The following is a 21,630-nucleotide window of genomic DNA, read 5'->3' on the forward strand; positions in this document are numbered from 1 at the left end:
TATTCAGATCGTTGCTGGCTTGGCGGCTTCGCTACCGGGCTTGGGAGCCGGTGCCGAGTGCTTGTTGCCCAGCAGACGCACGGCCAGACCCGCTGGGCCGGTGGTCCACCAGCGGGCACTGCCGCGCTTGGGCTCGCCCATGGCCTGGGTGATGCGGTCCAGCACGATGGCCAGCAGCACGATGCCCAGGCCGCCAACGGTAGCCAGACCCATGTCCAGACGGCCGATGCCGCGCAGCACCATCTGGCCCAGACCGCCGACGGCGATCATGGAAGCAATCACCACCATGGACAGGGACAGCATCAGCGCCTGGTTGATACCGGCCATGATGGAGGGCATGGCCAGTGGCAGCTGCACCTTCCACAGCAACTGGGCAGGCGAGGCACCATAGGCACGGCTGGCCTCGATCAGGTCTGGGCGCACCTGGCGAATGCCCAGATTGGTCAGGCGGATCAGCGGCGGCAGCGCAAACACGATGGTCACGATCACTCCGGGCACGTTGCCGATACCGAACAGCATGACCACCGGCACCAGATAGACGAAGGCCGGCGTGGTCTGCATGGCGTCCAACAGCGGGCGCGTCCAGCGCTGGGCACGGTCGCTGCTGGCCAGCAAGATGCCGACGGGCAGACCGATCACGATGCAGAAGAACAGCGATGTCAGCACCAGGGCCAGGGTGACCATGGCTTCGGACCAGATGCCCAGCAGTGCCACAATCAGCAGCGAAACTGCCGAGCCAATGGCCAGCTTGCGGCCTGCAAACTGCCAGGCCAGCAGGGCAATCAGCAGCACCAGTGCCGGCATGGGGATGGTCTGCAGCACATCGGTCACACCGTTGAGCGTGGCGTCGATGGGGGTACGAACAGCCTGGAAGAACGGGCGGAAATGATCAACCACCCAGGTGAGGCCGTTGTTGATCGAGTCCTGCACGGGCAGGCCTTCGGTGGTGATCTGATGCCAGAGCTGGCCTATGCCGCCGTCATGCTCGGGCACATCGGTGGGCGAGGGGGCGCTGAGCCAGTCGGTGCTGCTGACCTGGCTGGCGGCATCGCCGCTGCTCCAGGCATCGGCGCCTGAGCTGGCATCCGCATCGGCATAGGAGGCGGCCCAGGGATCGGCATCTGCCGCCGAGCTGGTGACATGGGTGCTGACCGGCTCGGCGGCGGGCGCAGAAGCTGCGGCCCACGGGTCGTCAAAAGCCGCGCTGGTGGTTTCTGTGTCGGGATTGTTCAGTGCGTTGTCGTTCAAATCGGCTCCCTTCTTTTATAGCGCTGCGTGCTGGGCAGCTTGCGTGTTGGACTTGGGCTGGAAGTGCTGGTCCAGCTTGATGGGCGGAATTTCCTTCTGAGGTGGCGGCACCGGCGGGGTGGCGCGATCCAGGAACTTGAGCATGGTGGTGCGACTGATAACGCCCAGGTATTTGCCCTCTTCATCCACCACAGGCAGCGGGCAGGCAGGAGTGGCTACGGTGCCGAACAGTTCGGCCACCGGCGTGCTGCTGGCGATAGGCTGCACATCGGAGATGAAGGCGTGCTTGAGGCCCAGCATTCCCTCGTGGCCGTGCAGTGCATCGCGCAGCGACTGCGACGAGACCACGCCCAGAAAGCGTTTGCGGGCATTGAGCACATAGGCGTAATCGCGGTCGGAGTCCTCCAGCAGGCGCAGCGCGGCGCGGCAGCCACGGTCGCTATGTTCGGAAATCACGGTCAGCGCCTGACGGGCGATGTCGGCGGCCTTGAACACGGCTGCCGCATCCACGCCCTGAATGAAGGTGCGGACATAATCGTTGGCCGGGTTGCGCAGAATCTCGTCGGGCGTGCCGACCTGCTGCACCATGCCGTCCTTCATGATGGCGATGCGGTCGCCAATGCGCATGGCTTCGTCCAGATCGTGAGAGATGAAGACGATGGTGCGGCGCTTGATTTCCTGCAGACGCAACAGTTCGGACTGCATCTCGGTGCGGATGATGGGGTCCAGTGCCGAGAAGGCCTCGTCCATCAGCAAAATGGACGGGTCGGAGGCCAGTGCGCGGGCCAGGCCCACGCGCTGCTGCATGCCGCCGGAGAGCTCGTCCGGGTAGCTGGCGCCCCAGGCACCCAGGCCCACCTGCTCCAGGGCATCCTGCGCCTGCTGCTGGCGCGTGGCGCGGTCCACGCCGGCCAGCTCCAGACCAAAGGCCGTGTTGTCCAGCACCGTGAGGTGGGGCATGAGGGCAAAGGACTGGAACACCATGGAGATGTCCTTGCGGCGCAGCGCACGCAGTTCCTTGTCATTGAGCGTATTGATGTCCTGGCCGTCGACCAGGATGCGGCCGCTGGTGGGCTCGATCAGGCGATTGAGCATGCGCACCAGGGTGGACTTGCCCGAGCCCGACAGGCCCATGACTACAAAGATTTCACCGGCTTCGATGGTGAAGTCGGCGTCGAACACGCCGATGGATTGCCCGGTCTGGGCGAGGATCTCCTGCTTGCTGCGGCCCAGTTTCACAAGATTGAGCGCGGTTTTCGGATCGTTGCCGAAGACCTTGAAGACATGATCGATAGCGATTTGCTTGGCCACTGTGGCGTTCTCCTTTTTGATGAGATGGAACACAGTCCAGCGCCCACAGCCGGCGATGCCGGTGGGCGCTGGCGCACAAGCCAAAATAAAAGCCCTGATGCCGCAGCTCAGCCCGGTCTTGTGGACAGGACTGCGCAATGCAGATGGCGCAGCGATGGCGCCGAGTTTTCAGCCCGGATGGCACAGCCAGGTGTGCGCAAGAGCTGGCAAATTGGAAGAAGCAGCTGGCTGGCAGAGCGGGTACCGACTGGCACGCATCTGCACGGCTTCTTGTCAGGCCAACCCCGGCAATATCGGCCGGGGAGAGCCCCCTACATCAGGGCCGTGTTTCGGCCCGGTTGACGGGGCTGCGCCAAAGAGCGGCAAGCGCTCATGAATTGACACAACGATCCGCCGGGAAGTGAGTCAACCGCATCTCAACAATGCGGTGACGACCTGCGCGGCAGGTTGTAAATGACTTTTAAATATATCGAATTGGGTTTTATGCGTCAAATCAAGCTGTAAGCTTTGCCGCCCGCATCCATCGGAAATCGTGCCATTGAAACATTTGCATACGCAAAAACAGGAGGTGCAAGTGCTTGATAGATAAGGCGTAGCAGCCTATCGAGGGCTTTTTTTTGCTGGTTGTCAGCTTTTGACGCGTTTTACCGCTGCCACGGGCATGAAAAAAGCCCCTTCATGGTCAACCATGCGGGGCTTTTTGGAGCGGGGCCTGCTTCAGTGGTGAGCGCTTTGGGTGAGCTTGTCGGTCAGGGCAATGGCCAGGGCGCTGAGCAGGAAGACCACATGGATGATGGTCTGCCACATCAGTACCTGCACTTCATAGCTGCCGGCATTGATGAAGCTCTTGAGCAGGTGGATGGAGCTGATGCCGATGATGGACAGCGCCAGCTTGACCTTGAGTACCGAGGCATTCACATGGCTCAGCCACTCGGGCTGGTCGGGGTGGGATTCCAGGCCCATGCGGCTGACAAAGGTTTCGTAGCCACCCACGATGACCATGATCAGCAGGTTGGAGATCATGACCACATCGATCAGGGCCAGTACCACCAGCATGATGATGGTTTCGTTCAGGTGGGTGATCTGGACATCGCTTTTGTAGCCAATATTGGTGATCAGGGCATGCAAGGCTTCCTGATTGCCGAAGACCGCCTCCACCAGATGCCAGAGCTCCAGCAGAAAGTGCCAGACATAGACACCCTGGGCGGCAATCAGACCCAGGTACAGCGGCAGCTGCAGCCAGCGGCTGGCAAAGATCAGCGAGGGCAGGGGGCGCAATGCGCCATAGGGCTGGAAGCCGCCATGCTGGGTGTGGAGGGTGGAGTTGCCTGCTTCGTCTGAAGGGATGCGGCTCATGATGTGTGCTCGGGGCGGACTGGATGCGATGAGTGGGCAACGGGATGCCGCCACCTTGTAAGACTGGTTTTGCTGGGGCCGCGTCCCGGACTGCCTGCGCCTTCGAGAGCAGGCCGTAATGTGGGCCCAGGCCTCTGCAGCAGCAGGTGCGCGATTCTAAGGGTTTGTTCCAGGGTGTTTTGAAAAAAGTGCAAGCAAATCAACACCAAGCAGGCACTTTCTGCTGCAAAAATGGGAGCGAATGACAGACTTGACGGCACGCAAAAGCCGCTTGTCAATTTCAGTCAGTGGGGTGTAAGACCGAGCCTTGACAGTACACCCACAATTATTTCATTGCTTATGCATCAGGAGACAAAACGATGAGCGCTGCGACATCAACCATCGAATCCGTGCTGGTGGAAAACCGTGTGTTCCCGCCGCCTGCGGATTTCGCCGCCAAGGCCCGCATCTCGGGCATGGCGCAGTACCAGGCCTTGTGCGATGAAGCCGAACGCGACTATGAAGGCTATTGGGCGCGTCTGGCACGCGAGAACGTGAAGTGGAGCAAACCCTTCACCCAGGTGCTGGACCAGAGCAACCCGCCGTTCTACAAATGGTTTGCCGACGGCGAGCTCAACGCCAGCGCCAACTGCCTGGACAAGCACATGGGCACGCCCGTGGAGAACAAGACGGCCATCATCTTCGAAGCCGACGGCGGCGAGGTCACCAAGGTCACTTACAAAGAGTTGCTTGCCCGCGTCAGCCAGTTCGCCAATGCTCTCAAGGCGCGCGGCGTGCAAAAGGGCGATCGCGTGCTGATCTACATGCCCATGACCATCGAGGGTGTGGTGGCCATGCAGGCCTGTGCACGCATCGGTGCCACGCATTCCGTGGTGTTCGGCGGCTTCTCGGCCAAGGCCGTGCAGGAGCGCATCGTGGACGTGGGCGCCAGTCTGGTCGTCACCTCCAACTACCAGATGCGCGGCGGCAAGGAGTTGCCGCTCAAGGCCATCGTCGACGACGCGCTTGCGCTGGGCGGCTGCGAAGCCGTCAAGAGCGTGCTGGTCTATGAGCGCACGGCCACCGCCTGCAATATGGTCGCGGGCCGCGATATCAGCTTCACCGATGCGCTGGCCGGTCAATCCACCGAGTGCGAGGCCGTGCCCGTCAATGCCGAGCATCCGCTCTTCATCCTCTACACCAGCGGCTCCACCGGCAAGCCCAAGGGCGTGCAGCATGCCACCGGCGGCTATGTGCTTTGGGCCAAGCAGACTTTCGAGTGGACCTTCGATGCCAGGGACAGCGATGTCTTCTGGTGTACGGCCGATATCGGCTGGATCACTGGTCACAGCTATGTGGCCTATGGCCCGCTGGCGGCCGGCGCCACGCAGATCGTCTTCGAAGGCGTGCCGACCTTCCCCAATGCGGGCCGCTTCTGGCAGATGATCGAGCGTCACCAGTGCAGCATCTTCTACACGGCGCCCACGGCCATTCGTTCGCTGATCAAGGCGGCGGACTCCGACCCCAGCGTCCACCCGAAGAACTGGAATCTGTCCAGCCTGCGTCTGCTGGGCTCGGTGGGCGAGCCCATCAATCCCGAGGCCTGGATGTGGTATCACAAGCATGTGGGCGGCGAGCGCTGCCCCATCGTGGACACCTTCTGGCAGACCGAGAACGGCGGTCACATGATCACGCCGCTGCCCGGTGCCACGCCTCTGGTGCCCGGCTCCTGCACCCTGCCTCTGCCCGGCATCACGGCGGCCATCGTCGATGAGGCCGGCAACGAGATCCCCAATGGCGCCGGCGGCATCCTGGTGGTGAAAAAGCCCTGGCCCTCGATGATCCGCAACATCTGGGGCGACCCCGAGCGCTTCAAGAAGAGCTACTTCCCCGAAGAGCTCAAGGGCTATTACCTGGCCGGCGACGGCGCGGTGCGCAGCGAGGATCGTGGCTATTTCCGCATCACGGGCCGTATCGACGATGTGCTCAATGTCTCGGGCCACCGCATGGGCACCATGGAAATCGAGTCGGCCCTGGTGGCCAAGACCGATCTGGTGGCCGAAGCCGCCGTGGTTGGCCGTCCCGACGACCTGACCGGCGAAGCCATCTGCGCCTTTGTGGTGCTCAAGCGCGGCAAGCCCACGGGCGAGGAGGCCAGGCAGATCGCGGCCGAGCTGCGCAACTGGGTGGCCAAGGAGATCGGCCCCATTGCCAAGCCCAAGGACATCCGCTTCGGCGACAACCTGCCCAAGACCCGCAGCGGCAAGATCATGCGCCGCCTGCTGCGCTCGCTGGCCAAGGGAGAAGCGATCACCCAGGACACCAGCACGCTGGAGAATCCTGCGATCCTGGAGCAGTTGTCGGAGGTCAACTGATGCAGAAACTGCCTTCGGCAGTGGGCAGCGCTGCGGTGGCTTCTGAGGCTTCCTTATCGGATTGGTCGACGCGAGGTGGCCGCCCGATCGGGTTGTCCCGCAAATACCGCTGATCTGACTGCGTGATGACGACAAGGCCGCTGGACGTAGCGGCTTTGTCATTTCTGGCGCTTGCTGACGCGGGGTGGTGCGATCTTGGGTTAAAACAAGGCATCCCGGAGTACAAGGAGAAGAGTATGAACTTTCGCACCATCTGCATTGCCCTCATCGTGGCCCTGATTGCCGTGCTGGCAGCCTTCAACTGGACGGCGCTGTCGGCTCCTGCCGCGGTTTCGCTGGGTCTAACCGAAATCCAGGCACCACTGGGCGTTCTCATGCTGGGGCTGACGATTTTGCTGAGCGTGTTTTTCATCGCCTATGTGCTGTGGATGCAGGGCTCGGTGCTGCTGGAGGCGCGTCGCCACGCCAAGGAGATGCAGGCCCAGCGCGATCTGGCCGACAAGGCCGAGGCTTCGCGTTTCACCGAGCTGCGCAGCGTGCTCGAAGCACTGCATGCCAGGGACAAGGAAGAGGTGATGGCCAGGCTCGACGTGCTGGAAGCGCATCTGGTGCAGCGTGCCCAGGAGTCGGACAACAGCACGGCCGCCTATGTGGGGCAGCTGGAGCAGCAGGTCCACCAGATCAATCGCTGATGCTTCAGTATTGATAGCTTTCAGCGGTTTCCCCTTAAGAGATTAAGGCATATTCGGCATAAAAAAGCCGCTGCAGTGCAGCGGCTTTTTCGCGCAAGCGGACCGAATTACTTCTTGTCGTTGCCCAGCTGTGGCAGAGCGTTGGCGCTGCTCACGCTCAGCAGGCCGGCTTGCGAGTAGATGGCCAGCTTGGCGCGGGTGTCGATCAGGTCCAGGTTGCGCATGGTCAGCTGGCCGATGCGGTCGATGGGGCTGAAAGGCGCATCTTCGACCTTTTCCATGGACAGACGCTCGGGAGCGTAGGTCAGGTTGGGCGACTCGGTGTTCAGGATGGAGTAGTCGTTGCCGCGGCGCAGTTCCAGCGTCACGGTGCCGGTCACGGCGCGGGCCACCCAGCGCTGCGAGGATTCGCGCAGCATGATGGCCTGGGGGTCGAACCAGCGGCCCTGGTACAGCAGACGGCCCAGGCGCAGGCCGTTGATGCGGTACTGCTCGATGGTGTCTTCGTTGTGGATGCCGGTCACCAGGCGCTCGTAGGCAATGTGCAGCAGGGCCATGCCGGGGGCTTCGTAGATGCCGCGGCTCTTGGCTTCGATGATGCGGTTTTCGATCTGGTCGCTCATGCCCAGGCCGTGGCGGCCGCCGATGCGGTTCAGCTCCAGGAAGACTTCCACGGCATCGGTGTATTCCTTGCCGTTGATGGCCACGGGGCGGCCTTCTTCGAAGGTGATGGAGACTTCTTCCGCCTTGACTTCGACTTCGGGCTTCCAGAAAGCCACGCCCATGATGGGGTTCACGATGCGGATGCCGGAGTTCAGGAACTCCAGATCCTTGGCTTCGTGGGTGGCGCCCAGCATGTTGGAGTCGGTGGAGTAGGCCTTCTCGGCCGACATCTTGTAGCCGAAACCTTCCTTGGTCATGAAGGCCGACATTTCGGCACGGCCGCCCAGCTCGTCGATGAAGTTGCTGTCCAGCCAGGGCTTGTAGATCTTCAGTGCGGGATTGGTGAGCAGACCGTAGCGGTAGAAGCGCTCGATGTCGTTGCCCTTGAAGGTCGAACCGTCGCCCCAGATGTTGACGTCGTCTTCCTTCATGGCCGCCACCAGCATGGTGCCGGTTACGGCACGGCCCAGGGGCGTGGTGTTGAAGTAGGTGATGCCGCCGGTGGAAATGTGGAAAGCGCCGGACTGGATGGCGGCAATTCCTTCGTTGGCCAGCTGGGGGCGGCAGTCGATCAGGCGAGCCTTTTCTGCGCCATATTCCATCGCCTTGCGGGGAATTTCGTCGTAGTCGGCTTCGTCGGGCTGGCCCAGGTTGGCCGTGTAGGCGTAGGGCAGGGCACCCTTGTTCTTCATCCAGCGCAGGGCGGCAGAGGTGTCCAGGCCGCCGGAGAAGGCGATGCCGACCTTCTGGCCGACGGGAACATGTTGCAGAATGGTTTCCATGAGATTTCTCTTCAAAGTGATAGCTGCAAGCGCTTGATGGGTAAGCGATTGGGGCTGAAAAGGCTTGAAATTCTCGGGTCTGGCCCAAAGCCGGGCCAGGCGCGGATTACGCGTAGTGGCAGATGTAGTGGTAAGCCTCGGTCACGCGTATGTCGAACTTGGAGTTCGCGGGGATCTGAAAGCTCTCGCCAGCCGAGGACTTCTTCCACTCGTCGCTGCCGTCGAGCTTGTATTCGCAGGAGCCGCCCACGCATTCCATGATTTCTGCAGCTGCGGTGCCAAAGGTCAGCGTTGCAGGCAGCACCACGCCCACCGACTTCTTGGTGCCGTCGGCCAGGGTGAAGCTGTGGCTGACGCACTTGCCGTCAAAGTAAACATTGGCCTTGGTGGTGAGGCTGACGCCTGCGATGGTTTCGGTGGTCATGGAAGAGGTACGCTGTGCGTGGTCGAAGGTCAAAAGCATTGATTTTAGGCCACGGGATTTGCACCTGCGCGAATGCTTGGCAAAGGCAGGAAAAACAAGAGCCCCGTGACGGGGCTCCTGAGCGGCTCGCAAGGCCGGATCGGCTTGGATCAGCGGCGCCAGCCGTGGCCGCCATGACCGCCGTGCCAGCCCGGACGGTAGTAATGGGGACGGGTGGCGTAGTAGGCGCCCGCGCCAATGGCTGCGCCGATCAGCAGCGGCGCCACATAGTCAGACGCCGAGTAGGTCGAGCCTACCGAATAGGTTGGCGCAACGGGCTGAGGGGCGTAGTAGCCGCTGTCGTAATTCTGCGGATAGCTGGTGCTGTACGCTCCCTGAGGAGCCGTCTGGGTGCTGTAGTAGCCGTCGTTGCTGTAGACCGGGTCGTTGGCCACGGGTTGCACGTTCAGCGCAATCCATCGGCCGGGTGGGTTGGCGGTCTGTGTGGTGTAGCTGCGACCGTTGTACTCGTAGGTCACGTTGTAGCCCACGGTACGGTTCTGATAGAAGGTCTGCGTGCTGCACTGGCGCATGTTCTGGTACTGCACCGGGCCGGAGGCTTCGGCCTGATTGCCCAGCATGGCTCCGCCGACCACACCGGCTGCCGTGGCCGCTGCACGGCCGCCGCCACCGCCGATGGCATTGCCGATCAGGCCGCCTGCAATGGCTCCGACCACGGCGCCTGCACCGGTGGGACGAGGAGCGACCGCCACCGGCTGGTCGCTGCAGACTTGCTGCGGCACGGCGACCTGCTGGGTGATGGGGGTTGAGGACAGCACGCGGCCCTGCTCCTGGGCATAGGCCCCAGTGGCGGCCACGGCGGTCAAAGTCAAAACTGCCAGAGTTTTCATCAACATCTCTCCTGTCTCTGAAGCTTTAACGCATCAGATCACCAGAAAGTTTAGGGGATCTGTGTAAATTCAAGCTCTCGGCCCCGTAAAACTAGGTAAAGCCATGTGTAAATGTGAGCGGTTGCTTATGTATTTTGCATCGTATCCCATTCATCAGCCTTGAAACCGACGGTAATTTTCCCGTCGGCCCATTCCACCACGGGGCGCTTGATCGTGCTGGCGTGCTCCTGCATCACGGCAGCGGCACTGGCTGCGTCAGCGGCAGCAGCTTTGGTCGCATCATCGAGCTTGCGCCAGGTCGTGCCCTGGCGGTTGAGCAGCTTTTCCCAGCCCACGGCCTGCATCCACCGGGGCAGACGCTCGGCGGGAACGCCCTGCTTCTTGAAGTCGTGAAACTCGTAAGTAATACCTTGCTCACTGAGCCAGCTGCGTGCTTTCTTGACAGTGTCGCAGTTGGGGATGCCGTAGACGGTGGTGATCTTGCTCATGGTGTTCGGTATCGGTGAAACGGTTGGAGTCAGATGTAACGCATTTGCCAAGTGCCGGCAGCCATAGGGCCTCTGACAGTGGGCGACAATAGCGCCCAGTATGCACACCATATTCCCCACCTTGGATGCTTGGCTGGCTTATTGCGAGCGCCTGCATCCCCAGAACATCGCCCTGGGTCTGGATCGCGTGCGTGAAGTCGCACAGCGCATGGGCCTGCAATTCGACTGCCCCGTCATCACGGTGGCCGGCACCAATGGCAAGGGTTCGACCTGTGCCATGCTGGAGGCCGTGGCACTGCAGTCCGGTTTTCGCCCCGGTGTCTATACCTCGCCGCATCTGGTTCACTTCGAAGAGCGCTGCCGTGTGGGCGGCGAGATCGTCAAGGCCGAGGAGCTGATCCCGCATTTTGAAGCGGTGGAGCAGGCCAGGGTCAAGGACGGCAAAGAGGTTGCACTCACTTACTTCGAGTTCACCACGCTGGCCATATTGCGCCTGATGAGCCTGTCCAGGCTGGATGTGGCGATTCTGGAAGTGGGTCTGGGAGGCCGGCTCGATGCCACCAACATCATCGATGCCGACTGCGCCATCATCACCAGCATCGATCTCGATCACATGGAGTTGCTGGGCCCTGACCGCGAAAGCATAGGCCGCGAAAAAGCCGGCATCATGCGCGCCGGTCGTCCCGTCATCGTCAGCGACCCGGTGCCGCCGCAAAGCGTGATCGATCACGCGGCCGAAATCGGTGCCGACCTCTGGCGCTTCGGCAAGGACTTCAACTACGACGGCGACAAGCAGCAATGGGGCTGGGCCGGCCGTGGCCGCCGCTATGCAGGACTGGCCTATCCGGCGCTGCGCGGCGCCAATCAGCTGATGAACGCTTCCGGCGTGCTGGCAGCCTATGAAGCCATTCGCGGCAAGCTGCCGGTGACGGCGCAGGCCGTGCGCACGGGCTTGTCCATGGTGGAGCTGCCCGGCCGCTTCCAGATCGTTCCCGGCCAGCCTACGCTGGTGCTGGATGTGGCGCACAACCCGCACTCGGTGGCGGCGCTCACGGCGAATCTTGATGCCATGGGTTACTTCCCGACCACGCATGCCGTATTCGGTGCCATGGCAGACAAGGACTGGGAGCCCATGCTCACCAAGGTGGGGCCGCTGGTCGACCGCTGGTATTTCACCGATCTGCCAACCCCGCGTGCGGATTCTGCAGAAAACCTCAAGGCCAAGCTGCAGCAGCTGCAGGCCCAGGGCGTGATCCGCAAAGATGTGAGCATGCAGACCTTTGCCAATCCCCAGCAGGCCCTGGATGCCGCAGTCGCGGCAACGGAGGCGGCTGATAGAATCGTGGTCTTTGGATCGTTCTTCACCGTGGGCGGAGTGTTGCAAAACGGCACGCCTCGTCTGAACGCCAAACACCTGGCTCACTGAGTCAGCGGTCTGCCGCCCCGGCTTTTGCCGGGTGACAGGCCTCAACAAGTCCTCACTCATGGCATTTTTCAATTTCCGTTGGCCTGGCAAAAAAGACGAAGCCGAGTCCGTGGCTGGAGCCAAGCGCCCCAGTCGCCTGGCCCAGGGCGAAAGCGTGGAAGCCATGCGCCGCCGCGCACGTCATCGTCTCATCGGGGCGGCCGTGCTGGTGCTGATCGGTGTGGTGGGCTTCCCGCTGCTGTTCGATACGCAGCCACGCCCCATTCCGGTCAATATCCCGATTGAAATTCCCGATCAGGCCAATTCGGCCCCTGAGGTCGTGCCTGGTACCCAGGTGGCGAGCCAGACGGCAGCACCGTCAGGGCGTGTTGCTGCCAATGCGTCTCTGGATGATGGTGAAGAAGTGCTTGCACCCTCGGCCAGGCCTGCAGCTCCTGCGACTGCTGCCATTGCGCCGGCTGCACCTGCGGTCGGGGCTGCGGTGACTGCGGCAGCCGTCGGCACAGCCGCGGCGGTGGCATCTCAGGTCAGGCCCGAGCCCAAACCAGAGGTCAAACCTCAGCCCAAGCCGGAGCCTAAGCCGGAAGTAAAGCCCGAGCGCAAGCCGGAGCCCAAGCCCGAAAAGCCCAAGGCCGAGGTCAAGCCGGAGGTCAAACCTGAGGTCAAGAAGCCGGAAGCCAGACCCGAGCCCAAGCACAAGCCTGAGGCACCCAAGGTGGACGAGGCCGCTCGTGCCCGTGCACTGCTGGAGGGGCGCAGTACCTCGGAGGCTGCTCCGGCCAAGGAAACCGCAGCGACCAACGAACGCTTTATCGTTCAGATCGGCGCCTTTGCCGAAGTCGGCAAGGCCAACGAAATCAAGGGCAAGCTGGGGGCCGGAGCCTTTACCCAGACCGTGGATACCAAGGACGGCAAGCGCACACGGGTTCGCATGGGACCTTTCAAGAGCCGCGAAGAAGCCGAGAAGGCTGCCGCCAGGGCCAAGGCCCTGGGTTTGCCGGCATCGGTGTTCAAGGCTTGAGCCCGGTTTTCCGGCAACGGTTTGATTGATGAGCACGCTGGACTGGATTTTTGTGGTCGTTGTGCTGGGCTCCTTGTTGCTGGGGGCCTGGCGCGGTCTGGTCTATGAAGTCCTGTCCTTGCTGGGCTGGCTGGTGGCCTTCATGGTCGCGCGGACCTGGGCGCAAGAGGTGGCGGTATGGCTGCCGCTGGACGGCTGGGACATGCAGCTGCGTTATGCGGCGGGCTTTGTGCTGCTGCTGGTGGGGTCCATGTTTGCCTGGGGAGTGATCTCCTGGCTGTCCAAGCAGTTGATTGAGGCCGTGGGTCTGAGGCCTGTGGATCGCACCCTGGGCGCATTGTTCGGTGTCCTGCGTGGTGGTCTGCTGCTGCTGGTGCTGGCTCTGGTGATCCAGTACACGCCGTTGCACAAGGCTTTGTGGTGGCAGGACTCGGTGCTGGCGCCCTGGTTGACCGAGGCGCTGGGCTGGGTGCTGCCTGCTCTGCCAGAGGATTGGGGGCAGTATCTGCCCAAGGCTTCCTCTTGAAGCGAATTTTTTTGCCGCAATTTACCTAAGGGTTGAAAGTGGCTAAGGCGCTTGCTGTAAAACGCAGTGGGTGCCGACGAGAGTTTGGTGTTGGCGTGATCCGCCATGCCGGATATCAAAGCGCAGGCTAGCCAATGGGTGGCGAAGCAGGCGAGTGTGGCGAAGGGCGACTTTCGCGAACAGATGGAACGCAACTATGTGTGGAATCGTTGGTGTGGTGAGCACCACACCCGTGAATCAGCTGATTTATGACGCTTTGCTGCTGCTGCAGCACCGTGGGCAGGATGCAGCCGGCATCGTGACCCAGCAGGAACGCAAGTTCTTCATGCACAAGGCCAAGGGCATGGTGAAGGATGTGTTCCGCACCCGCAATATGCGTGCTCTGCCCGGTGATGTGGGTCTGGGTCAGGTGCGGTATCCCACTGCGGGCAATGCATCCAGCGAGGAAGAGGCTCAGCCCTTCTACGTGAATGCGCCCTTCGGTATCGTCATGGTGCACAACGGCAATCTCACCAATGCCAAGCAACTGCGCCGCGAACTGGCGGACACCGATCATCGCCACACCAACACTGAAAGCGACTCCGAAGTCCTGCTCAACGTGCTGGCGCACGAGATCGGTCGCGCCTCCAGCGGCGCGCCGCTGCAGAGCGAGGAAATCTTCAAGGCCGTGCGTGCAGTGCACAAGCGCATCAAGGGCTCTTACGCCGTGATCGCGCTGATCGCCGGCTACGGCCTGCTGGCCTTCCGCGATCCCTTCGGCATTCGTCCGCTGTGCATGGGGCGCGGCAATGACGGCACCATCATGCTGGCCAGCGAGTCCGTGGCGCTGGAAGGTACAACCCATCAGTTCGAGCGCGACATTGCTCCTGGCGAAGCGATCTTTGTGCACAACGACGGCCGTGTCGAGAGCCAGCAATGCGCTGAAAAGACCCAGCTCAATCCCTGTGTGTTCGAGTATGTGTATCTGGCACGTCCCGACTCCACCATGGATGGCATCTCGGTCTATCAGGCTCGCCTGAACATGGGTGAAACGCTGGCCAAGCGCGTGATCTCCATGGTGCCGCCCAATGAAATCGATGCGGTGATTCCCATTCCCGAATCGAGCCGCCCCAGTGCCATGCAACTGGCCCAGTTGCTGGGCAAGCCCTATCGCGAAGGTTTTGTGAAGAACCGCTATGTGGGCCGTACCTTCATCATGCCCGGCCAGGGCGCGCGCAAGAAGTCGGTGCGCCAGAAGCTCAACGCCATCAGCAGCGAGTTCAAGGGCCGCAATGTGCTGCTGGTCGATGACTCCATCGTGCGCGGCACCACCTCCAAGGAAATCGTGCAGATGGCGCGCGATGCAGGTGCCAACAAGGTGTATCTGGCCTCCGCTGCGCCACCCGTGCGTCACCCCAACGTGTACGGCATCGACATGCCCACGCGCTCCGAGCTGGTGGCTCACGGCCGTACGGTCGAGGAAATTCGCCAGGTCATCGGCTGCGACGCGCTGATCTATCAGGACGTGGAAGCCATGAAGCAGGCCGTGGGCAAGATCAATGCCCAGGTGAGCGGCTTCGAGGCATCGTGTTTCGACGGTATCTATATCACCGGCGATATTTCCGATGAAGAGGTGACGGCGCTCAACGAGGGCCGCAATCGTGGCAGCGAAGAGGAGAGCGAAGACACTTCGCGCCTGTCCTTGCCGAATGCTCAGGAAAGCTGAGCGCTGGCGTTCAATCGCAGCGAATGACTGAGTGTGAAGGGTTGCTGAGGCAACCCTTTTCATTCGGGAGGACAATGGCAGAGCTGCGCGGTCGGTGTGCTCTTTAATCGTGAGCGCATGACGTATGTCCATAAAGCGTTTGAGTCTGATTTGACTCGGATTCCTTGGCATGCGAGCAAGGCATATTCAAAGACCGGCACGGCGAGTGCCGCCGGTCAAGCTGGTAGAGCAGCATGCGTGCGGGCCTGATTGGCGGTCTGCAGCGGACTCATGACCGGTACCAACCATCTGGATTTGACGATTGTGACCAACAAGACATTACCCGAAGGTTTGCATCCTGAAACTCTGGCCGTGCGCGAAGCGGTCGAGCGCAGCCAGTGGGGCGAGCATTGCGAAGCCCTGTACATGACCAGCAGCTTTGTGCAGCCCGATGCGGCGACCGCAGCGCGCCGCTTTGCCAACGAAGAGCCGGGCTTCACCTATAGCCGCACCGGTAACCCCACGGTCACCAGCTTTGAAAAGCGTCTGGCGGCCATGGAAGGCACGGAATGTGCGGTCGCGACTTCCACCGGCATGTCGGCCATCTTGCTGGTGGCGCTGACGGCCCTTAAGACAGGCGATCATGTGATCTGCTCGCAGTCCATGTTCGGCTCCACCATCAAGCTGTTGGGAACCGAGATGGCACGCTTCGGCGTGGAAACCACGTTTGTCTCGCAGACCGATATCGAAGCCTGGAAGGCGGCCATCAAGCCCAACACGCGCATGCTGTTTGCCGAGACGCCCACCAACCCGCTGACCGATCTCTGCGACATCGCTGCACTGGCCGAGCTGGCGCACGCCAACAACGCGCTGCTGGCCGTGGACAACAGCTTTGCCACTCCCGTGCTGCAGCAGCCCGTGAAGTTCGGCGCCGACCTCGTCGTGCATTCGGGCACCAAGTTCCTCGACGGCCAGGGTCGCGTCATGGCTGGTGCAGTTTGCGGCACCATTGCGCTCGTGGACAAGGTCATGGGCACTTTCTTGCGCAGCGGCGGACTGAACATCGCTCCCTACAACGCCTGGACGGTGATGAAGGGCCTGGAGACCCTGGCTTTGCGCGTCAAGGCGCAAAGCGCTGCGGCGCTGGAGTTTGCGGCCTGGCTGGAAGCCCATCCCAAGGTGGCGCGTGTGTACTACCCGGGCCTCAAGAGCCATCCTCAGCACGAGTTGGCCATGCGCCAGCAAAACGGCATGGGCGGCGCCGTGCTTGCGTTCGACGTGGTGGGCGAGGGGGCCGAGCAGTTGCGTGCCAATGCCTTCCATGTGGTGGACAGCACGCGTCTGTGCTCGATTACGGCCAACCTCGGTGATGTGAAGACTACCATCACCCATCCGGCCAGCACCTCGCATGGTCGTCTGACCGAAGACCAGCGTCAGGCTGCAGGCGTGGGTCAGGGTCTGATTCGTATTTCCGTGGGTCTTGAGCATCTGGAAGACCTCAAGGTCGATCTGGCTCGTGGACTGGATACGCTGTGAAACACCCCCTGAGCCGCTTCGCGCCTTCCCCCTCAAGGGGGACCATGCCTGCGCTGCGAGGCGGCTCTTGCTCGGCACCCCTGGCCGAGACTGCGTGTGCATCAAGCGCCGCAGCCTTGGCGCAGGGAATGCCGTACAAGGATTTCTGATATGACAACCAACAAAATTCGCACCCGCTTTGCCCCTTCGCCCACGGGCTTTATCCATCTGGGCAATATTCGTTCGGCCCTCTATCCCTGGGCTTTTGCGCGCGCCAATGGCGGTGACTTCGTGCTGCGCATCGAAGACACCGATCTGGAGCGTTCCACCCAGGCTTCCGTGGACGTGATCCTGGAAGGCATGGAATGGCTGCAACTGGACCACGACGAAGGTCCGTTCTACCAGATGCAGCGCATGGATCGCTACAAGCAGGTGTTGGCCACGCTGCAGGAAAAGGGCTATGTCTACCCCTGCTATATGAGCATGGAGGAGTTGGACGCACTGCGTGAAAAGCAGATGGCTGCCAAGGAAAAGCCCCGCTATGACGGCACATGGCGCCCCGAGGAGGGCAAGGTCCTGCCCGCCATTCCCGAAGGCGTGAAGCCCGTGCTACGCTTCAAGACTCCGCAAGCCGGTGTGGTGGGCTGGGACGACAAGTGCAAGGGCCGTATCGAGTTCCAGAACTCCGAGCTGGACGATCTGGTGATTGCCCGCCCTGACGGTACGCCCACGTACAACTTCTGCGTCTGCGTGGACGACATGGACATGAACATCACTCATGTCATCCGTGGCGACGACCATGTGAACAACACGCCGCGCCAGATCCACATCTTTGAAGCGCTGGGTGCCACCGTGCCTACCTTTGCCCATCTGCCCACCGTGCTCAACGAGCAAGGCGAGAAGATGAGCAAGCGCAACGGTGCCAAGGCCGTGACCCAGTACCGCGATGAAGGTTATCTGCCCGATGCCATGGTGAACTATCTGGCCCGCCTGGGTTGGAGCCACGGCGACGACGAAATCTTCAGCCGTGCCCAGTTCCTGGAGTGGTTCAACCTGGATCACCTGGGCCGTAGCGCCGGCCAGTTTGACGAGGCCAAGCTGCGCTGGGTCAATGCCCAGCATCTGAAGGCCATGGATGACGCTGAGCTGGCCCAACTGGTCAAGCCCTTTGTTGTCAAGGCAGGTGTGGCCGAGAGTCTGATCGATGCCGATGACCGTCTGGTGCGTATTGCTGCCTTGTTCAAGGATCGTTGCGAGACCTTGGTGGATCTGGCCAACTGGGCCAAGGTCTTCTATGTGGACAGCGTGGAGCGCAATGCGGAAGACTACGCCAAGCATGTGACCGAGGCGGCCAACTCCGTGCTGGATGCATTTGCGGCTGTGCTGGAAAATGTGGAATGGACCAAGGAAGCCATTGCGGCTGCGATCAAGGAGTTGCTCAAGGCGCAGGGCGTGAAGATGCCCGTACTGGCCATGCCTGTGCGTGTTCTGGCCGTGGGCACAGCCCATACTCCCTCGGTCGATGCAGTGCTGGAATTGCTTGGACGTGAAAAAGTTATCGCGCGTTTGAAAAATCGCTAAAAACCTGTCTATAATTCGAGTCTCTGCAAAACGCGACTGATAAAAAGGTTGTATTGCAGAGAGTTTTGGGGGTATAGCTCAGCTGGGAGAGCGCTTGCATGGCATGCAAGAGGTCATCGGTTCGATCCCGTTTACCTCCACCAAAATTTTGACGGCGAGTCGCAAGACTCGAATCGTTCTAGGAATTGACCCTATCGTCTAGAGGCCTAGGACATCACCCTTTCACGGTGAGTACCGGGGTTCGAATCCCCGTAGGGTCGCCAAGTTTGAAGCGCTTGCAGCTATACAATGTGTAGCAAAGCTTCCTGCCAGGAGTGGTAGTTCAGTTGGTTAGAATACCGGCCTGTCACGCCGGGGGTCGCGGGTTCGAGTCCCGTCCACTCCGCCAGTTTGGCTAGTCGCTTGATTAAAAAAGCGCCTTTATTTTCAGAAGGCGCTTTTTTAATCGGTGCGAAAGCAAAGATTCTAGGTTATGACCCTATCGTCTAGAGGCCTAGGACATCACCCTTTCACGGTGAGTACCGGGGTTCGAATCCCCGTAGGGTCGCCAAGTTTGAAGCGCTTGCAGCTACACAATGTGTAGCAAAGCTTCCTGCCAGGAGTGGTAGTTCAGTTGGTTAGAATACCGGCCTGTCACGCCGGGGGTCGCGGGTTCGAGTCCCGTCCACTCCGCCACAGTTTTTTGGGGGTATAGCTCAGCTGGGAGAGCGCTTGCATGGCATGCAAGAGGTCATCGGTTCGATCCCGTTTACCTCCACCAAAATTTTGACGGCGAGTCGCAAGACTCGAATCGTTCTAGGAATTGACCCTATCGTCTAGAGGCCTAGGACATCACCCTTTCACGGTGAGTACCGGGGTTCGAATCCCCGTAGGGTCGCCAAGTTTGAAGCGCTTGCAGCTATACAATGTGTAGCAAAGCTTCCTGCCAGGAGTGGTAGTTCAGTTGGTTAGAATACCGGCCTGTCACGCCGGGGGTCGCGGGTTCGAGTCCCGTCCACTCCGCCACAGTTTTTGGGGGTATAGCTCAGCTGGGAGAGCGCTTGCATGGCATGCAAGAGGTCATCGGTTCGATCCCGTTTACCTCCACCAAAATTTTGACGGCGAGTCGCAAGACTCGAATCGTTCTAGGAATTGACCCTATCGTCTAGAGGCCTAGGACATCACCCTTTCACGGTGAGTACCGGGGTTCGAATCCCCGTAGGGTCGCCAAGTTTGAAGCGCTTGCAGCTATACAATGTGTAGCAAAGCTTCCTGCCAGGAGTGGTAGTTCAGTTGGTTAGAATACCGGCCTGTCACGCCGGGGGTCGCGGGTTCGAGTCCCGTCCACTCCGCCAGATTCAAAAAGCCGCAATCAAGCAATTGGTTGCGGCTTTTTTCTTGCCTGCGGCACTCTGGTTGATCTGATGTGCTCCTGACTTTCTAGCAAGATACCCTTGCAATGCAAGTGCTATGGCGATACGCTATCGTTCACCCTTACAGATGTTGACAAAAGTTTTTCATGCGGGAACTTTTGCTACCAACCGGTACACCATCTTGTCACCATTGGGTCTGCTTCCCGGTGACTGTCTCGCCCCTTCATTGTTGTTCGTTTAACCACAGCTCCTTCGATCCATGCGCCCGGCGTCTTCCTTTCTGCTGTCGCTGCTGATGTTTGCCTCCATCATCGGGGTGCAACTCGTCGCCATGTGGCCCACGGGTTCGCAAGATGTGGTGGCCATGGCTTATGTGCTCGATGCAGAGCCGCACGAATACGGTGTCGATGTGCTGCAGGAGTTCGAGGACGATGTGGAAGAAGATGCGGTGGAGTTCTCCATTCACCGTCCGCATCGCACTGCCGAGCTCAATCCGGCGCAAGATGATCGCAATGAATTGTTTGGCCCTCCCGAAGCGGTAGCTGTCGGTGTGGCCGATGTCCGGGTGCCTCCTCAGGGGCATGTGGTGCACCCGACTTATCCCTGGCCGGAAAGCATGTTGCGTCCGCCAAGTCTCAGCCTGCCGCTGGCAGGCTAGCTCCAGCTCAGCTGACGTCATCACGTCAGAGCGTTTGCGCTGGGCTTTTTAGACCCCCGATACCTGCCGCCCGTCATTCTAGCGCCTGCATGGCCTGGAATGTGCTTGTCTGCAGAGCATGGCTCTGAGACAGGTCTGGGGCGGCTTCACCTGCTCAGGTGTAACTGATCCTGCATCGCATGCGGCAGCTGCCGCATGTGCATGACAGGTTTTCGACCCTTTCCTCACTTTATCTGCCCTCAAGAAGGCAGCTGTGTTCTATGTTCAATAGATCGATAGTGCCGGCTTCTTTACCGGCCAAGGCCAGTAAGAATTCTTCTGGCCATGCACCATTGCGGAGCCCCAAACGCGCGGCCGTGTTCGGCCTGTGTCTCGCAGCAGCTCTGGCTGCGCATGCTCAGACCAATGCCCATGGCACGCCACAAATCAGCAGCACCATTTCAGATCAGGCGCAGCCCAAGCTGACTTTGACGCAGCTGGTGCAGACCGTGCTGGACAATAATCCCGAGTTGCGCTCCGTGCAGCAGTCGAGCGTTACGGCTCAGGCGGCTGTGGTCAGTGCTGGCGCGCTGCCCAACCCCAAGCTGGAGTGGAGTCGTGGCGACAACAAGGCGCGTTTGGCATCGGCGACGCCCGGTAATGTGCAGACCATGGGGATCTCGGTTCCCATAGAAATGCCTTCCGTGCGCGCTGCACGTATCGAAGCGGCGCAAGCCGGGCAGCGAGCATCCGTGCACCAGATTGCTGCATCGCGCAATGCGCTCGTGGCCCAGGTCAAGCTCAAGGCCTATGAGGTGGTCCTGCGACAGGCGCAGGCACAGGCAGCCTATGACGCCGTCAAGCTGCTGGAGCAGGCTCATGAGCGTGTACGCGTACGTGTTTCCAGCGGTGAAGCAGCGCGCTACGAAATCATCAAGGCCGATGCCGAACTGATCAACGCTCGTCAGCAGGAGCAGTCTGCCCGTTTGCTGGCTGAGCAATCCCAGCTCACGCTCAATCGTCTGGCTGCAGGCCGGTTGCCCAATCGCTTTGATCTGGCCCTGTCTCTGCAGGATCCGGTGGAGAAAGCGCAGTTGCAGAACATCAACTGGCAGTCCCATCCGGAGCTGCTGCAGCTGCAGTCCGAGGTGGACAAGGCCGAAGCGCAGAAGAACGGTGCCAAAGCCAGCCGTTGGCCGGGTCTTGAGCTGCGTTACGCGCAGACGCGTGAGCCCGATATCCGCAATAACACCATCGGCGTGAGCATGCAGATTCCGCTGTTCGACCAGCGTCGCGGCCCGATTGATGAGGCTGCTTCGGAGGCCGAGCGTGCTCGTCTGCGCATGGAAGGTCGCAAGGCCGAACTGGAGCAGCAGATGTTGCAGGCCTGGAAGGTCATGGAAATGGCGCAGGTACGCACCAAGGCTCTGAGCGAGGGCGCGGTGCGCGAGGCCGAATCGGCCCTGCGCGTAGCAGAGGCTGCTTACCGCTTCGGCGAGCGCGGCATTCTGGATGTGCTGGATGCCCAGCGCGTGCTGCGCACGGTGCGCGCCGATTTGCTTGAAGCCCGTTATCAGCTTCAATCCGCCCGGATTGAACTGGATTTTCTGGCTGGTCGCTATGCCCAGCCTTCCTCGCTTTGAGCTTTCAAAGTCAAGACCACGTTTTCGTATTTTTTGA

General features: G+C 60.8%; 17 protein-coding genes and 11 tRNA genes. 21 read left to right on the forward strand and 7 right to left on the reverse strand.

Annotated features, from left to right (window positions below; genetic code table 11):
* Nucleotides 1-3 precede the first annotated feature (3 nt).
* From proW to NOX35_RS08040, 3 genes are all read right to left on the reverse strand, one after another.
* Nucleotides 4-1,248: a glycine betaine/L-proline ABC transporter permease ProW gene (proW, locus tag NOX35_RS08030; protein ID WP_182286304.1), complete on the reverse strand. Its 1,245-nt coding sequence runs from the start codon at nucleotides 1,246-1,248 to the stop codon at nucleotides 4-6.
* Nucleotides 1,249-1,263: 15 nt separating this feature from the next.
* On the reverse strand, nucleotides 1,264-2,559 hold the full coding sequence (gene proV, locus NOX35_RS08035) for a glycine betaine/L-proline ABC transporter ATP-binding protein ProV (RefSeq protein ID WP_182286305.1): 1,296 nt from the start codon (nucleotides 2,557-2,559) through the stop codon (nucleotides 1,264-1,266).
* A 717-nt stretch (nucleotides 2,560-3,276) separates the two neighbouring features.
* Nucleotides 3,277-3,915 carry a YqhA family protein gene (locus tag NOX35_RS08040; protein WP_182286306.1) on the reverse strand — a complete coding sequence of 213 codons (639 nt, stop codon included), beginning with the start codon at nucleotides 3,913-3,915 and terminating at the stop codon, nucleotides 3,277-3,279.
* Nucleotides 3,916-4,274: 359 nt separating this feature from the next.
* Here NOX35_RS08040 and acs point away from each other — a divergent pair, with 359 nt between their 5' ends.
* Both acs and NOX35_RS08050 read left to right on the forward strand, forming a co-directional pair.
* Nucleotides 4,275-6,269 carry an acetate--CoA ligase gene (gene acs / locus NOX35_RS08045; protein WP_256496313.1) on the forward strand — a complete coding sequence of 665 codons (1,995 nt, stop codon included), beginning with the start codon at nucleotides 4,275-4,277 and terminating at the stop codon, nucleotides 6,267-6,269.
* Between the two features lie 236 nt (nucleotides 6,270-6,505).
* Entirely contained in the window at nucleotides 6,506-6,961 is a 456-nt protein-coding gene (locus NOX35_RS08050) for a LapA family protein (protein ID WP_182286308.1), read from the forward strand.
* 107 nt (nucleotides 6,962-7,068) lie between these two features.
* On the opposite strand, the gene argG is transcribed toward NOX35_RS08050, so the two are convergent.
* From argG to NOX35_RS08070, 4 genes are all read right to left on the reverse strand, one after another.
* Nucleotides 7,069-8,406 carry an argininosuccinate synthase gene (argG, locus tag NOX35_RS08055; protein ID WP_003057205.1) on the reverse strand — a complete coding sequence of 446 codons (1,338 nt, stop codon included), beginning with the start codon at nucleotides 8,404-8,406 and terminating at the stop codon, nucleotides 7,069-7,071.
* Nucleotides 8,407-8,512: 106 nt separating this feature from the next.
* Entirely contained in the window at nucleotides 8,513-8,830 is a 318-nt protein-coding gene (locus tag NOX35_RS08060; RefSeq protein ID WP_003057202.1) for a pyrimidine/purine nucleoside phosphorylase, read from the reverse strand.
* Nucleotides 8,831-8,979: 149 nt separating this feature from the next.
* Nucleotides 8,980-9,720 (reverse strand): glycine zipper 2TM domain-containing protein, encoded by a 741-nt coding sequence (locus NOX35_RS08065; protein ID WP_182286310.1) that lies wholly within the window; start codon nucleotides 9,718-9,720, stop codon nucleotides 8,980-8,982.
* 125 nt (nucleotides 9,721-9,845) lie between these two features.
* The gene (locus NOX35_RS08070) at nucleotides 9,846-10,208 is read right to left on the reverse strand and encodes an ArsC family reductase (RefSeq protein WP_256496314.1); all 363 of its coding nucleotides are present in this window, start codon (nucleotides 10,206-10,208) and stop codon (nucleotides 9,846-9,848) included.
* A gap of 100 nt (nucleotides 10,209-10,308) precedes the next feature.
* Here NOX35_RS08070 and folC point away from each other — a divergent pair, with 100 nt between their 5' ends.
* The 19 genes from folC (at nucleotide 10,309) to NOX35_RS08165 (ending at nucleotide 21,593) form a co-directional block, all read left to right on the forward strand.
* On the forward strand, nucleotides 10,309-11,634 hold the full coding sequence (folC, locus tag NOX35_RS08075; RefSeq protein WP_003078158.1) for a bifunctional tetrahydrofolate synthase/dihydrofolate synthase: 1,326 nt from the start codon (nucleotides 10,309-10,311) through the stop codon (nucleotides 11,632-11,634).
* A 58-nt stretch (nucleotides 11,635-11,692) separates the two neighbouring features.
* Nucleotides 11,693-12,655: an SPOR domain-containing protein gene (locus tag NOX35_RS08080; RefSeq protein WP_182286312.1), complete on the forward strand. Its 963-nt coding sequence runs from the start codon at nucleotides 11,693-11,695 to the stop codon at nucleotides 12,653-12,655.
* Nucleotides 12,656-12,683: 28 nt separating this feature from the next.
* Nucleotides 12,684-13,181, forward strand: coding sequence for a CvpA family protein (locus NOX35_RS08085; protein ID WP_182286313.1), 498 nt, complete (start codon nucleotides 12,684-12,686; stop codon nucleotides 13,179-13,181).
* A gap of 196 nt (nucleotides 13,182-13,377) precedes the next feature.
* Nucleotides 13,378-14,886 carry an amidophosphoribosyltransferase gene (gene purF / locus NOX35_RS08090; RefSeq protein WP_003061095.1) on the forward strand — a complete coding sequence of 503 codons (1,509 nt, stop codon included), beginning with the start codon at nucleotides 13,378-13,380 and terminating at the stop codon, nucleotides 14,884-14,886.
* A 303-nt stretch (nucleotides 14,887-15,189) separates the two neighbouring features.
* Nucleotides 15,190-16,401: an O-succinylhomoserine sulfhydrylase gene (locus NOX35_RS08095; RefSeq protein WP_003061097.1), complete on the forward strand. Its 1,212-nt coding sequence runs from the start codon at nucleotides 15,190-15,192 to the stop codon at nucleotides 16,399-16,401.
* 150 nt (nucleotides 16,402-16,551) lie between these two features.
* Nucleotides 16,552-17,961 (forward strand): glutamate--tRNA ligase, encoded by a 1,410-nt coding sequence (gltX, locus tag NOX35_RS08100; RefSeq protein WP_182286314.1) that lies wholly within the window; start codon nucleotides 16,552-16,554, stop codon nucleotides 17,959-17,961.
* A gap of 67 nt (nucleotides 17,962-18,028) precedes the next feature.
* Nucleotides 18,029-18,104: transfer RNA gene (locus tag NOX35_RS08105), tRNA-Ala, on the forward strand.
* A 44-nt stretch (nucleotides 18,105-18,148) separates the two neighbouring features.
* Nucleotides 18,149-18,224: transfer RNA gene (locus tag NOX35_RS08110), tRNA-Glu, on the forward strand.
* Nucleotides 18,225-18,272: 48 nt separating this feature from the next.
* A tRNA-Asp gene (locus tag NOX35_RS08115) sits at nucleotides 18,273-18,349 on the forward strand.
* A gap of 86 nt (nucleotides 18,350-18,435) precedes the next feature.
* Nucleotides 18,436-18,511: transfer RNA gene (locus NOX35_RS08120), tRNA-Glu, on the forward strand.
* A 48-nt stretch (nucleotides 18,512-18,559) separates the two neighbouring features.
* Nucleotides 18,560-18,636: transfer RNA gene (locus tag NOX35_RS08125), tRNA-Asp, on the forward strand.
* A 9-nt stretch (nucleotides 18,637-18,645) separates the two neighbouring features.
* Nucleotides 18,646-18,721, forward strand: a tRNA-Ala gene (locus NOX35_RS08130).
* 44 nt (nucleotides 18,722-18,765) lie between these two features.
* Nucleotides 18,766-18,841, forward strand: a tRNA-Glu gene (locus tag NOX35_RS08135).
* A gap of 48 nt (nucleotides 18,842-18,889) precedes the next feature.
* Nucleotides 18,890-18,966 (forward strand) — tRNA-Asp (locus tag NOX35_RS08140).
* 8 nt (nucleotides 18,967-18,974) lie between these two features.
* Nucleotides 18,975-19,050: transfer RNA gene (locus tag NOX35_RS08145), tRNA-Ala, on the forward strand.
* A 44-nt stretch (nucleotides 19,051-19,094) separates the two neighbouring features.
* Nucleotides 19,095-19,170 (forward strand) — tRNA-Glu (locus NOX35_RS08150).
* 48 nt (nucleotides 19,171-19,218) lie between these two features.
* Nucleotides 19,219-19,295 (forward strand) — tRNA-Asp (locus NOX35_RS08155).
* A 277-nt stretch (nucleotides 19,296-19,572) separates the two neighbouring features.
* Nucleotides 19,573-19,971 (forward strand): hypothetical protein, encoded by a 399-nt coding sequence (locus tag NOX35_RS08160; protein WP_256496315.1) that lies wholly within the window; start codon nucleotides 19,573-19,575, stop codon nucleotides 19,969-19,971.
* Nucleotides 19,972-20,303: 332 nt separating this feature from the next.
* Nucleotides 20,304-21,593: a TolC family protein gene (locus NOX35_RS08165; RefSeq protein WP_256496316.1), complete on the forward strand. Its 1,290-nt coding sequence runs from the start codon at nucleotides 20,304-20,306 to the stop codon at nucleotides 21,591-21,593.
* Nucleotides 21,594-21,630: the final 37 nt, after the last annotated feature.

The organism is Comamonas sp. C11, from assembly GCF_024496285.1.
GTDB lineage: Bacteria > Pseudomonadota > Gammaproteobacteria > Burkholderiales > Burkholderiaceae_C > Comamonas > Comamonas testosteroni_F.